The 12924-nt window shown below is 72.5% G+C and carries 11 protein-coding genes; 1 reads left to right on the top strand and 10 read right to left on the bottom strand.

All coding sequences use genetic code 11. From position 1 onward, the window contains the following. Positions 1 to 873: GNAT family N-acetyltransferase (locus ACYVI6_RS09880; RefSeq protein WP_460446209.1), on the top strand; the 873-nt coding region annotated here is incomplete at its 5' end. A 16-nt stretch (positions 874 to 889) separates the two neighbouring features. On the opposite strand, the gene ACYVI6_RS09875 is transcribed toward ACYVI6_RS09880, so the two are convergent. From ACYVI6_RS09875 to typA, 10 genes are all read right to left on the bottom strand, one after another. Then, on the bottom strand, positions 890 to 1393 hold the full coding sequence (locus ACYVI6_RS09875) for a flavin reductase family protein (protein WP_460446208.1): 504 nt from the start codon (positions 1391 to 1393) through the stop codon (positions 890 to 892). A gap of 7 nt (positions 1394 to 1400) precedes the next feature. Next, positions 1401 to 1805 (bottom strand): hypothetical protein, encoded by a 405-nt coding sequence (locus tag ACYVI6_RS09870; RefSeq protein WP_460446207.1) that lies wholly within the window; start codon positions 1803 to 1805, stop codon positions 1401 to 1403. Between the two features lie 26 nt (positions 1806 to 1831). After that, the gene (locus ACYVI6_RS09865) at positions 1832 to 3775 is read right to left on the bottom strand and encodes an AAA family ATPase (RefSeq protein ID WP_460446206.1); all 1944 of its coding nucleotides are present in this window, start codon (positions 3773 to 3775) and stop codon (positions 1832 to 1834) included. Positions 3776 to 3892: 117 nt separating this feature from the next. Beyond that, complete coding sequence (gene mshB / locus ACYVI6_RS09860; protein WP_460446205.1) at positions 3893 to 4810, bottom strand: N-acetyl-1-D-myo-inositol-2-amino-2-deoxy-alpha-D-glucopyranoside deacetylase; 918 nt, start codon at positions 4808 to 4810, stop codon at positions 3893 to 3895. Next, positions 4807 to 5832, bottom strand: coding sequence for an ABC transporter ATP-binding protein (locus ACYVI6_RS09855; RefSeq protein WP_460446204.1), 1026 nt, complete (start codon positions 5830 to 5832; stop codon positions 4807 to 4809). The genes mshB and ACYVI6_RS09855 overlap by 4 nt, the downstream gene beginning before the upstream one ends. After that, positions 5829 to 6866: an ABC transporter ATP-binding protein gene (locus ACYVI6_RS09850; protein WP_460446203.1), complete on the bottom strand. Its 1038-nt coding sequence runs from the start codon at positions 6864 to 6866 to the stop codon at positions 5829 to 5831. Before ACYVI6_RS09850 ends, ACYVI6_RS09855 begins: the two co-directional genes overlap by 4 nt. Further along, positions 6863 to 7852 carry an ABC transporter permease gene (locus ACYVI6_RS09845; protein WP_460446202.1) on the bottom strand — a complete coding sequence of 330 codons (990 nt, stop codon included), beginning with the start codon at positions 7850 to 7852 and terminating at the stop codon, positions 6863 to 6865. Before ACYVI6_RS09845 ends, ACYVI6_RS09850 begins: the two co-directional genes overlap by 4 nt. 125 nt (positions 7853 to 7977) lie before the next feature. Then, positions 7978 to 9744 carry an ABC transporter substrate-binding protein gene (locus ACYVI6_RS09840; protein ID WP_460446201.1) on the bottom strand — a complete coding sequence of 589 codons (1767 nt, stop codon included), beginning with the start codon at positions 9742 to 9744 and terminating at the stop codon, positions 7978 to 7980. A 136-nt stretch (positions 9745 to 9880) separates the two neighbouring features. Further along, on the bottom strand, positions 9881 to 10885 hold the full coding sequence (locus ACYVI6_RS09835) for an ABC transporter permease (protein ID WP_460446200.1): 1005 nt from the start codon (positions 10883 to 10885) through the stop codon (positions 9881 to 9883). Positions 10886 to 11044: 159 nt separating this feature from the next. After that, a complete protein-coding gene (typA, locus tag ACYVI6_RS09830; protein WP_460446199.1) occupies positions 11045 to 12919 on the bottom strand; it encodes a translational GTPase TypA in 1875 nt (624 codons plus the stop codon). Positions 12920 to 12924: the final 5 nt, after the last annotated feature.

Raw genomic sequence — 12924 nt, 5'->3', positions numbered from 1 at the left:
GTGCTGGCCGGCAAGCCGGTGCCGCCGCCCCCCGCCCGGCGCGGGCAGCCGCACCGCGCGCTCGGGATCGACGACCGCGAGGACGTCGCGGCCGACGGCTGGCGGCCGCTCGAGCAGGCGCTGCTCGGCGACCGGTGGCGGCTGCGCGCCGCGGACGGCTTCACCGCCCGGGCCAACTCGGTGCTGGCGCTCGGCGACCTCGGCGGCGCACCCGACCCGACCGACCCGACCGGCGCGTTCGAGCTGGCGGAGGCCTGGTACCGCGAGCGCGGGCTGCCACCGCGGTTCGCGGTGTCGTGGCCGCTCGACGCCGAGGTCGACCCGTCACCGGACGGCGGGGCGCGCCGCACCCCTCTCGACCTGCTGCTGCGCGAGCGCGGTTACCGGCTCGACACGCCGACGCTCGTGCTGACCGCGGCGCTGCGCGAGGTGGCCGCCGCCACCGTGCCGCCCGGGTCGAGCGGGCTGCCCGCCGGCTGGTCGCTGGTCGGTCTCGACGCGCCGGACGACGCCTGGCTCGGCGTCTACCGCTACCGCGGCGAGCCGCTGCCGGGCGTCGCCGAGCGGCTGCTGCGCTCCGCGCCCGGCCAGGTGCTGGCCGCCGTCCGCGGCGAGACCGGTCGCACCGTCGCCGTCGCGCGCGGCGCCTCCTCGCGCGGGTGGACCGGCGTCACGGCGACCGAGGTCGTGCCCGAGCACCGCCGGCGCGGGCTGGCGGGGCGGCTGCTCGGCGCGATCGCCGAGTGGGGCCTGACGCGCGGCGACCGCAGCGGCTACCTGCAGGTCGCCGAGACGAACGCGCCGGCCCGGCGGCTGTACGACCGGGTGGGCTTCGTGCCGCACCACGGCTACCAGTACCGCGTGCTCGTCTGACGCGACGAAGGTGCTGTCACGCCAGGTGGGTGTAGCCGCCGCGGTGGTAGACCAGCGGCGGACCCGGCTCGTCCGGCAGCCCGACCGACACCACCTCGCCGACGACGATCGAGTGGTCGCCCGCCGCGTGCAGGGCGGTCGTGCGCACCTCCAGCGTCGCGACGCTGTCGGTCAGCAGGGCCACGCCCGTGACGGCGCCCCGGCGGTGCGGCACGCGGTCGAGCTGGCCGTGCAGCGGCCGCCCGCGGGTGGCGAGCCACTGCGACACCGGACGGCCCCCCTGCTCGAGCAGCGACACCCCCCACGCCTGGGCCTGCTCGACGGCGTCGTGGAACCGGGCCTCCTGCTCGACGCACACCAGCACGAGGGGCGGGTCGAGCGAGACGCTGGTGAAGGCGCTCGCGGTCATGGCGTGGTCGATGTCGCCGACCCGCGCGGTGACCACCGTGACGCCGGTGGGGAAGCGGCCGAGGGCCCGTCGGTAGCGGGCGGCCTCGACGCCGGTCGCGTCCCCGGTCACCGCTCGCTCACGGCTCGACCCTAGACGCCGGACGGCGCGGCCGCGCGAGCACCAGCACGGCCACCAGCGCGGTGAACCCGCCGAGCATCCACGCGGTGCCGCGGCCGTCCTGCACGATGAGCCGGTCGCCCTCGGACGTCGGCAGCGACGCGAGCACGACCACCGTCAGCCAGCCCGCCACCATGGCGGCGTCGCCGAGGAACGGCACCCCGATGCCGCGCAGCAGCCCCGCGGCGCAACCGGTCAGGGCCACCGAGACCGCGACGCCGACCGGCCAGCGCGTGCCGCCGGCGACGGCCACGAGCTGGTGCCCCACCGTGCCGAGCAGCGCGACCGAGGCCCCCAGCACCAGGCCCAGCACACCGGCCGCGAGCTGGTTGCCGGCGCTGCGGCGCTCGACGGGCTCGGGCACCCGGCGATTGTCGCAGCCGGGGCGGGTCAGTCGGCGGCGGGCCGGTCGGCGACCCGGTCTGCCGCCTCGGTCAGGTCGATGACCCGCACCGCGTCGGCCCGCGCGGCCCGGGCCGCCTCGAGCACGTCGGTGATGTCGTGCCCGATGAGCTCGTGCCGGTCGAGCAGCGCGTCGCGCAGCGCCTCGACGAGGTGCCGGTTCGCGCCCAGCAGCTCGCGGACGGCGTCGCGCTGGGCCTGCAGCAGGTCCTCGACCATCCGGCGTCCGGCCGAGTCGCCGAGCACCTTGCCGACGATCCCGGCGGCGTCGAACGCACCCTGCTCGACCGCCCCGAACGAGATGAGGGTGTCGACCATGCCGGCCACGCCCACCATGCTCGCCGCGACCTTCGTGGCGTACTGCAGGTCGCCGGCCGGGCCGGTCGACACGTCGCCGAAGAACAGCTCCTCGGCCACCTGCCCACCCATGGCGATCTGCATCAGCCCGAGCATCTCGGTGCGCGACTGGGTGAAGACCTCCTCGCCGTCGTCGTGGGCCAGCAGCCCGAGCGCGTCGCCGCGCTTGATGATCGTCAGCACCTCGAGGCGGCGCGTGGGTGCCACCAGCCAGGCGACGGTCGCGTGCCCGGCCTCGTGGGTGGCGATGAGCCGCTCCTCGTGGGCGGTGTAGGTGACCGGCTGGCCGATGCCGACCTGCGTCACCAGCCGCGCGTGCTCGACGTCGGCCCAGCTCATCGACCGGCGTCCGGCGTCGACCGCGCGCACCAGGGCCTCGTCGAGCAGTCCCTCGACCATCGCCGGGCTGTAGCCGGTGGTGATCGCGGCGAGCGCGTCGCGGCGCTCGTCGGCGTCGAGCTCGGGGTCGTGCGCCTTGCGCGCCAGGAAGTGGTCGACGAGCGCCCGGCGTCCGACCTTCGAGGGCAGGTCGAAGGTCAGCCGCTGGTCGAAGCGGCCGGGCCGCAGCAGCGCGGGGTCGAGCCGCGAGGCGGTGTTCGTCGAGGCGAGCAGCAGGATGTTGGGCACCTGGGCAGCGGGGCCGCGCAGCTGGCGGTGCGCCGGCAGCACGAGGTTGACGGCGTCGGCCAGCTTGCCGCGCAGCCGCTCCCCCGCCGTGGGCATCTCGAACGACTGCAGCTGCACCAGCAGCTCGTTGACCGTCATCTGGCCGTCGCCGCCGCCGGTGTACCCGCTGGTGACCGGGCCGGTCGGCGCGCCCTGCATGGGCAGGCCGACCAGCCCGCCGCAGCCGTGCAGCAGGTTGCCGACCGGCGCCACCGCGGTCGACGCCGCCGTCATCGCGGTGCCGGGCCGGGCCAGCGCGATCGCGTCGAACTCGTCGATGAACCCGATGGCGCCGCCGTGCTGGCGGGCGGCCTTGCGCAGGGCCTTGAAGAAGCTGCGCACCTTGCGCTGCGAGGCGCCCTGCAGGCCCGACTGGAACGACGTCGCGGTGGCCATCAGGAACGGCACCCCGGCCTCGCGGGCCAGCGCCTTCGCGGTGTGCGTCTTGCCGGTGCCGGGCGCGCCCTCGAACAGCACGCCGCGCCGCGAGCGGCCACCCATCTCGGTGGCGAACGTCTTGTGCGCCAGGAAGAGGTTCAGGGTGCGCACGACCTCGCGCTTCACGCCGTCGATGCCCACGACGTCGTCGAGCCGGACGTCGATCTGCTCGGGGCGGAACACCACGTGCGGCGAGCGGCCGTTGCCGAGCATGCTGCCCGCCATCACCAGCAGCAGCAGCACGAAGAAGACGGTCGGCGCCACCACCAGCGGGTCGACGTGCACGTCGGGCAGGCCCACCGGGTCACCCGCGAGCAGCTTCACCCAGAGCACGACGAGCACCGGGGCGAGCACCGCCGCGATGCGCCACAGCCGGCGCCGCCGGGTGCGCTCGCGGGCGGCCCCGACGTCGGCGCCCTGCAGCGGGCGGTCGGAGGCCGCGGCAGCGAGCACGTCCTGGCGGTCGGTCACGACGGGTACCTCCGGTGGGTGGCGGGTGGTGCTGGGCCCACCCTCCCCCACGCCGGGCGCCGGTGCGCCCGTTCTCACTCGGACGGCACGCGACCCGTCACAGCGCGTGGGGGCCGGTCACGGCGTGGTGGGCGGGTCCTCGTCGTCGTCGACCGCGAGCCCCGCGAACAGGTCGGACGCCGGGGCGTCGGGCACCGGCTCGCCGGCGCCGAGCACGTAGCCCTCGCGGGCCGTCAGCAGCCGGGCCTCGCCGTTCGAGAGCGCGTACCAGGGCGGCGCGACCCGCACCTGGGTGGCGTGCGCGGCGAGCGCGTCGCTCTTCGCCGTCAGGTGCGTCGGTGCGTCGACCACGACGGCGAACGCGTCGTCGTCGGCCACGGCGGGCGGCCAGCCGTCGGCGTCCGGGCCCGGCAGCAGGGGCTCGGGCAGCATCGCGGAGGCGGCCGCCTCGCGCACCTGCTCGCGCTCGTCGAGGGCGTCGCCGAGCGGCACCTGGACCCACAGCAGCCGCGGCACCCGCCACTCGGGCGCCGCCAGCTCGACCGCGCGCACCGTCACGCGGTGCGCCTGCACGTGGTCGGGGTGGCGGTAGCCGCCGTCGGGGTCGTACGTCACGACGACGTGCGGACGCCGCTCGCGCAGCACCGCCGCCAGCTCGCCGGCCGCGGTGTCGACGTCGGCCAGCGCGAAGGCGTCCTCGGGGGCGTCGGGCGCCGGGCCGGCGATGCCCGGCTCGACCCACGTCATGCCCGAGTCGCGGTACCGGCCGTCGGCCAGCAGCCGGTGGTCGTGCACGCCCAGCACCTGCATCGCCGCGGCGAGCTCGTCGGCACGGTGCGCCGACAGCGCCGCGTCGTCGCCCTCGAGCGCGGCCAGCGACTCGTCGCCGTCCGCCAGCACCTCGCCGCGGCCACCCAGCGTGCAGGTCACCAGGGTGACCTCGACCCCGTCGGCCGCCGCCGCCGCCATCGTGGCGCCGGTGGTGAGCGTCTCGTCGTCGGGGTGGGCGTGCACCAGCAGCAGGCGCCGGGTCACGCGGTCCTGACGTCCGCCGACTCGGCCTGCGTGGCGGTGCGCCCACCGCTCTCCGGGAAGTGGCACGCCACGGTGTGGCCCGGCTCGAGCTCGCGCAGCAGCGGCACCTCGGTGGCGCAGCGGTCCTGCGCCTTGTAGCAGCGGGTGCGGAACACGCAGCCCGACGGCGGGTCGCTGGGCGAGGGCAGGTCGCCCTGCAGCAGGATCCGCTCGCGGCGCTGGGCCGAGTCGGGGTCGGGCACCGGCACGGCCGACAGCAGCGCGGTCGTGTACGGGTGCAGCGGCTTCTCGTACAGGTCGTCGGCCGGCGCGAGCTCGACCAGGTGGCCGAGGTACATGACGGCGACCCGGTCGGAGATGTGCCGCACCACCGACAGGTCGTGCGCGATGACGATGTACGACAGGCCGAACTCGTCCTGGATGTCCTCGAGCAGGTTCACCACCTGCGCCTGGATCGACACGTCCAGCGCCGACACCGGCTCGTCGGCGATGATCACCTTCGGGCGCAGCACGACCGCGCGGGCGATGCCGATGCGCTGCCGCTGGCCGCCGCTGAACTCGTTGGGGTAGCGGTTGTAGTGCTCGGGGTTCAGCCCGACCCGCTCCATGATCTCCTGCACCGCGCGCTTCACGCCGCCCTTGGGCGTGATGCCCTGGATCTCGTACGGCGCGCCGACGATGGTGCCCACGGTGTGCCGCGGGTTCAGCGAGTTGTACGGGTCCTGGAAGATCATCTGCATCTGCCGGCGCAGCATGACCATGCCCTTGCGGTTCAGGGACGTGATGTCCTGACCCTCGAACTCGATCTTGCCGCCGGTGGGCTCGAGCAGCTTCAGCATCGTGCGGCCGGCGGTCGACTTGCCGCAGCCGCTCTCGCCCACCAGCCCGACCGTCTCCCGCTCGCCGACCCCGAGGGTGACGCCGTCCACGGCCTTGACGTCGCCGACGTGCCGGCGCAGCAGGCCCTGGTTGATCGGGAACCACTTCTGCAGGCCGGTGACCTGCAGGATCGCGTCGCTCACGCGCCCTCCCTGGCGGTGTCGAGGTCGAGCCGCTCGGCCGCGAGGCGCTCGCGGTCGGCCAGCTTCAGGTGGCACCGGGCCCGGTGGCCGGTGCGCACCTCGTCGAGCTCGGGGCGCACGTCGTCGCACTTGGTGCCCTCGACGTACTGGTGGTACTGGCAGCGGGGGCGGAACACGCACCCCTTCGGCAGGTTGATGAGGGACGGCGGGGAGCCCGGGATCGGCTTCAGCCGGTCGCCGCGCTCGTCCGACAGCCGCGGCAGCGAGCTGAGCAGCCCCCACGTGTACGGCATCTGCGGGTCGTGGAACAGCGGGCGCACGGGGGCGCGCTCGACCACGCGGCCGCCGTACATGACCGCGACGTCGTCGGCGGTCTCGGCGACGACGCCCAGGTCGTGCGTGATCAGGATGATCGCGGTGCCGAACTCGTTCTGGAGCTCCTTGAGCAGGTCGACGATCTGCGCCTGCACGGTGACGTCGAGGGCCGTGGTCGGCTCGTCGGCGATCAGCAGGTCGGGGTCGTTGATCAGCGCCATCGCGATCATCACGCGCTGCCGCATGCCACCCGAGAGCTGGTGCGGGAACTCGTCGGCGCGGCGCACCGGGTTCGGGATGCCGACCTTCGTCAGCATCTCGATCGCCCGCTTCTTGGCGTCCGAGCGGTTCAGGTCCTGGTGCACCTGCGCGGCCTCGACCAGCTGCTTGCCCACCGTGTAGAAGGGGTGCAGCGAGCTGAGCGGGTCCTGGAAGATCATCGCCATCCGCTTGCCGCGCAGCTCGCGCAACCGGCCGGGCGTCGCCTGGGCGATCTCCTCGCCGTCGAGCCGGATCGACCCGGTGATCTTCGTGCGGCGGCGGTTGTGCAGGCCCATGATCGCGGCGCTGGTCACCGACTTGCCCGAGCCGGACTCGCCGACGATCGCCAGCGTGCGGCCCTTGTCGACGTCGAGCGAGACGCCGTCGCACGCCCGGACGACGCCGTCCTCGGTCGTGAACTGGACCTGGAGGTCCTCGACCTCGAGGAACGAACTCATGCCAGCCTCACTCGGGGGTCGATGACGGCGTACAGGAGGTCGACGACGAGGTTGGCGAAGATGATGAACGTCGCGGCCACCAGCACGGTGCCGGTGATCAGGGGCAGGTCGCTCTGCAGCACCGAGCTCAGCGACAGCGCGCCGAGGCCCGGCAGGCCGAACACCTGCTCGGTGATGATGACGCCACCCAGCAGGGTGGCCAGGTCGAGGCCGGCGGCGGTGACGATCGGGGTCAGGCCGGCGCGCAGGCCGTGCTTGCCGATGACCGTGCGCTCGCTCAGGCCCTTGGCGCGGGCGGTGCGGATGTAGTCCTCGCCCAGCGTCTCGAGCATCTGGTTGCGGGTGAGCCGGGCGTAGAACGCGGCGTAGATGACCGCCAGCGTGATCCACGGCAGGATCATCGACCGCAGCCAGGCCGCCGGGTCGTCGGCGAACGGCGTGTACGACGGGTAGTCCATGATCTTGAACTTGAAGACCACGAAGAACAGCAGCACCAGGCCGATGAAGAACGTCGGGAACGAGTAGCCGACGAGCGCCAGGCCCATCGACAACCGGTCCGGCCAGCGTCCGCGTTTGAGCGCCGCGAGCACGCCGATGCCGGTGCCGAGCAGCAGCCAGAGCACGCAGGCCCCGATCGCCTCGGCGAAGGTGACCGGCAGGCGGTCCTTGATCAGGTCGGTGACGTCCGAGCTGCGGCTGAAGGAGTAGCCCAGGCAGGGCGCGTCGCAGTGGAACGTCGCGGTGCCGCTGCCGTAGTCGCGGCCGACGAAGATGCCCTCGACGAACTTCGCGTACTGCACGTGCAGCGGCTTGTCGTAGCCGAGGCGGATCCGGTTCTGCGCGATGACCTGCGGGCTGCAGGACTTGCCGCAGGTGAGGGCGGCCGGGTCGGCGGGCAGCGCCTGGAAGAGCAGGAAGGTGACGATGCTCAGCGCGACGAGCATGAGCAGCATCGCGATGACGCGCCGGACGATGTAGGTCCCCACGGAACGGCCTCCGGGTCTGGGCTGGGATCGGCACGGGTCCAGCGGACCCAGCCGAGGGCCCGGGGGCGGGTGGTTCGCACCCGCCCCCGGGCCGTCAGTCGGTGGTGCTCAGCCTGCTGGGCAGACTACTTCTTGACGTACATGTCGGCGTAGCTCCAGGAGCCGTACGGCGCCCACAGGTACACCTTGCCGTCGGGACCGCTCGCGCTGCCGACCTTCGAGCCGGCGAGACGCTGCTCGCGACCGAAGCGGGTCGGGAGGACCCAGGCCTGCTGCACGGCCTCCTTGTCGAGGGCCTTCCACATCTCGCCCTGCTTGGCGCGGTCGGTCTCGGCCTTGGCGGTCGCGACCTTGGCGTTGAAGTCGGCGTCGTCCGACTGCGAGAGGTTGAAGCCGCCACCGGGGGTGAACAGCTCGGGGATGACCGTCGAGGCGTTCAGCCAGTCCGGACCCCAGCCCGCCGAGGCGAGCTCGTTCTCCTTCTGCTTGTTCTGCACGATGGAGTAGTACTCGCCCTGGGGCAGCGGGTTCAGCTTCAGCTTGATGCCGGCCTTGCCCAGCGACTCCTGCAGGCTCGCCGCCACCTTGTCGGTGTCGGGGTCCTTGGCGTAGTCGTAGGTGATCTCCTTCATGGGCTCACCCGACTCCTGGATGAGCTTCTTGGCGAGCTCCACGTTGCCGGTGTCCGGCACCTTGTCGCCGAGCAGGCCGGTCCACAGACCGGTCGGCGCGTAGTCGGCCGGCAGGTTGGGCTTGATGACGCCGTCGGCCAGGTCACCGGCGTACGAGCCGCCGACGATCGTGCGCAGCGCGGCGCGGTCGGTCGCGGCCAGGATGGCCTGCCGCTGCTTGAGGTTCGGGACCTTCTTCGTGTTGATCGCGATGTAGCGCACGTAGGGGTCGAACTCGTTGATGCGGCGGTTCGCGAAGCGCTCGTCGTTGAAGACGGGCGTCAGCGAGGCGACCTGCAGCGGGTCGCGCGAGACGGCGCCCTGGTCCTCGCCGGCGTCGGCCTGCAGGCGCTGGTCGATGACGCTGGCCTCGACCGAGAACTTCATGACGACCTTGTCGGGGAACGCCGGCCGGTAGGGGTCGGTGTCCGCGGACCAGTTCGGGTTGCGGTCGAGCACCATCTGCTGACCCGGGGTGTACTCGCTGATCTTGTACGGGCCGTTCGAGACGGGCTTGAGGTCGTACTTCTCACCGGTGTCCTTGGCCTTCGGCACGGGGGCGAAGGACGACAGGGTCACGGTGTAGTTGAAGTCACCGACGGCCTGGTTCAGGTGGAAGGTGATCGTCTTGGCGTCGGAGGAGCACTCGACGGCCTTGTCGAACGACGCGGTGTCGTTCTTCGACGTCACGTACGGGCCCTTGTAGGTCGAGGTGCCGTCGGACGCCTTGGGGATGTCGAGCAGGCTGATCGCGTACGTCGGGCCGTCGGTGATGACGTCCTGGGCGAAGGTGCGCGAGATGCCGTACTTGATGTCGGCGCAGGTGACGTCCGAGCCGTCCTCCCACTTGACGCCGTCCCGCAGCGTGAAGGCCCAGGTCTTGCCGCCCTCGCTCGGCTTGCCGGTGTCGGTGGCGAGGTCGCCGACGAGCTTGCCGGCCTCGGTCCCGTCGTTGCTCAGCTTGTACGCGGTGAGGGTGCGCTCGAGGTAGGCGCTCGAGAACGCGAGGTCCTCACCGGTGTAGTTGCGCTGCGGGTCGATGTGGTTGATCTTCTCGGCGTTCGTGAGGAAGGTCAGCGTGCCGCCCTTCTCCCCCTTCGCCGAGCCGCCGCTGCTCGCGCCGCCGCCGCTGCTGTCGTCGCCGCCGCCGCACGCCGCGAGGGCGAGCGCTGCGACGCCGGCGAGGGCCACGAAGCGAAGACCGGTCCTGGCCTTGCTCATGTCGTCTCCTCCTGGTCGAGGGCCGGGCGCCTGTGGGCCCGGTCCGTCCGACCCCCGGCAGAGCGGGGGTCGCTCCCGGCGTCCGGCCGGGGAGTCTGTGTGTGGTGGTGCGTGCGGGGCCGCTGGGCCCCGCCGGTCAGGCGCGCCCCGCCCGCGGGTCCAGCGCGTCGCGGACGGAGTCGCCCAGCAGGTTGAACGAGAGGACGACGATGAAGAGCGCGGTACCCGGGATGAACAGGTACAGCGGGTCGACGTTCCGCGTGGTCACCGAGTCGGCGAGCATCTTGCCCCAGGTCGCCGTGGGCTCCCCCACGCCGACGCCGAGGAACGACAGCGCCGCCTCGGCGGAGATGTAGCTCGGCAGCAGCAGCGAGGAGTAGACGAGGATCGGCACCCAGAGGTTGGGCAGGATCTCCTTGGTCAGGATGCGCGGTGTGCCGGCGCCCATCGACACCGCGGCCTCGACGAACTCGCGCTCGCGCAGGCTGAGCACCTGGCCGCGCACGATGCGGGCCAGGTAGGGCCAGCCGAAGACGCCGAACACGATGATCAGGAAGCTGATGCGGGCCGAGTTGCCCTGGATGCCCAGCCGGTCGTCGAAGACCTGCACGACCACCGGGCTCAGCGCCACCAGCAGGATGAGCTGCGGGAAGCTGAGGATGAGGTCCATCAGGTAGCCGAGGCCGGCGTCGAGGCGGCCGCGGCCGTAGCCGGCGAGGATGCCGAAGAAGACCCCGAGGATCGTCGTCAGCACCGTGCCGAGCAGCGCGACCATGAGCGAGATCCGGGCGCCGTAGAGCAGGCGGGCCAGCGTGTCGCGGCCGGTACCCGGCTCGATGCCCAGCGGGTGGTCGCCGGTGATGCCGCTGTGCAGCGGGCCGAACTTCGGCAGCGCGCCGTCGCCGATCAGGTTCGTGTTGGTGTCGTTCGGCGTCACGCCCACGAGGTGGGTGATCAGCGGCGCGCACACCGCGATGACCACGACGAGCACCACCACGATCGCGCTGATCGTGCCCACGCGGTCGCGCCGCAGCCGCGAGAACGCGATCTGCGCCGGCGAGCGGCCTGCGACCGCGGTGACGCCAGTGACTCCTTCGGCGGCATGGCTCTCCTGCTCAGCACCTGCCGCTGCGATCGTCATATCGCCGGAAGACCTTTCGTGGGAGCACTTCGAACCGTTGGCGACTCTATGCCAGCGGTGGCAGCGTGCGGCAACACCCGTGCCCGCCCGTTGCCCAATCGTGACCGCCGCGAGACCTTCCCGGTTCGTCCGCAGTCGCCCCCTCTGTGACGCCCCCGATCAGGCGCGGCGAGCGCGACCGCGCTGCTTCTCCCGCTCGTGCGAGTCGAGCTGCACCATGCGGATGCGGATGGCGTCCGGGGTGACCTCGACGCACTCGTCGTCGCGGCAGAACTCCAGCGACTGCTCCAGCGACAGCCTGCGGGCCGGCACCAGCCGCTCCAGCTCGTCCGCGTTGGAGCGGACGTTGGTCATCTTCTTCTCCTTGGTGATGTTGACGTCCATGTCGTCGGCGCGGGAGTTCTCGCCGATCACCATGCCCTCGTACACCTCGGTGCCGGGGTCGACGAACATCGTGCCGCGCTCCTGCAGGTTCGCCATCGCGTACGACGTGGCGACGCCGGTGCGGTCGGAGACCATGGAGCCGCTCGGCCGGGTGCGCAGGTCGCCGAACCAGGGCTCGTACTTCTCGAACACCTGGTGGGCGATGCCGGTGCCGCGCGTCTCGGTGAGGAACTCGGTGCGGAACCCGATGAGGCCGCGCGAGGGCACCAGGAACTCCATGCGGATCCAGCCGGTGCCGTGGTTGGTCATCTGCTCCATGCGGCCCTTGCGGACGGCGAGCAGCTGGGTGATCGCGCCGAGGTACTCCTCCGGCGAGTCGACGACGAGCCGCTCGACGGGCTCGTGCACCTTGCCGTCGATCTCGCGGGTCAGCACCTGCGGCTTGCCGACGGTCAGCTCGAAGCCCTCGCGGCGCATCTGCTCGACGAGGATGGCCAGGGCCAGCTCGCCGCGGCCCTGCACCTCCCAGGCGTCGGGCCGCTCGGTGGGCAGCACCCGCATCGACACGTTGCCGATGAGCTCGCGGTCGAGGCGGTCCTTCACCAGGCGGGCGGTGACCTTCGTGTTCTTCGTCGGGCCGCGGCCGGCCAGCGGCGAGGTGTTCGTGCCGATCGTCATCGAGATCGCCGGCTCGTCGACCGTGATGAGCGGCAGCGGGATCGGGTTCTCTGGGTCGGCCAGCGTCTCGCCGATGGTGATCTCGGGGATGCCGGCGACGGCGATGATGTCGCCCGGCCCGGCCTGCTCGGCGGGCACCCGCTCGAGCGCCTCGGTGATGAGCAGCTCGGTGATCTTCACCCGCTGCTGGGTGCCGTCGTGCCGGCACCAGGTGACCTGCTGGCCCTTGCGGATGGTGCCCTCGTGGATCCGGCACAGCGCGATGCGGCCGAGGAACGGCGACGCGTCGAGGTTCGTGACGTGCGCCTGCAGCGGCGCCTCGTCGTGGTAGACCGGCGCGGGCACGGTCTCGAGGATCGTGCGGAACAGCGGCTCGAGGTCGTCGCTGTCGGGCATGCCGCCGTCGGCCGGCCGGTTCAGCGACGCGCGCCCGGCGCGGGCCGAGGCGTACACGATCGGGAACTCGATCTGGTCCTCGGCGGCGTCGAGGTCGAGGAACAGCTCGTACGTCTCGTCGACGACCTCGCCGATGCGGGCGTCGGGCCGGTCGACCTTGTTCACCACGAGGATGACGGGCAGCCGGGCCTCGAGCGCCTTGCGCAGCACGAAGCGGGTCTGCGGCAGCGGCCCCTCGGAGGCGTCGATGAGCAGCGCCACGGCGTCGACCATCGACAGCCCGCGCTCGACCTCGCCACCGAAGTCGGCGTGGCCGGGGGTGTCGATGATGTTGATGGTCACGCCGCCCTCGGGCGCCGCCGGCCCGCGGTACCGCACCCCCGTGTTCTTCGCGAGGATCGTGATGCCCTTCTCGCGCTCGAGGTCGCCGGAGTCCATGGCCCGCTCGTCGACGTGCTGGTGCGCGCCGAACGCGCCGGACTGCCAGAGCATGGCGTCGACCAGCGTGGTCTTGCCGTGGTCGACGTGGGCGACGATCGCGATGTTGCGGATGTCGTCGCGGGTGCGCTGGGGCATGGAGG

The sequence above is a fragment of the Angustibacter aerolatus genome, assembly GCF_054776675.1.
The sequence above is the reverse complement of the archived record's forward strand: the minus strand, read 5'-3'. Positions and strand labels throughout refer to the sequence as shown.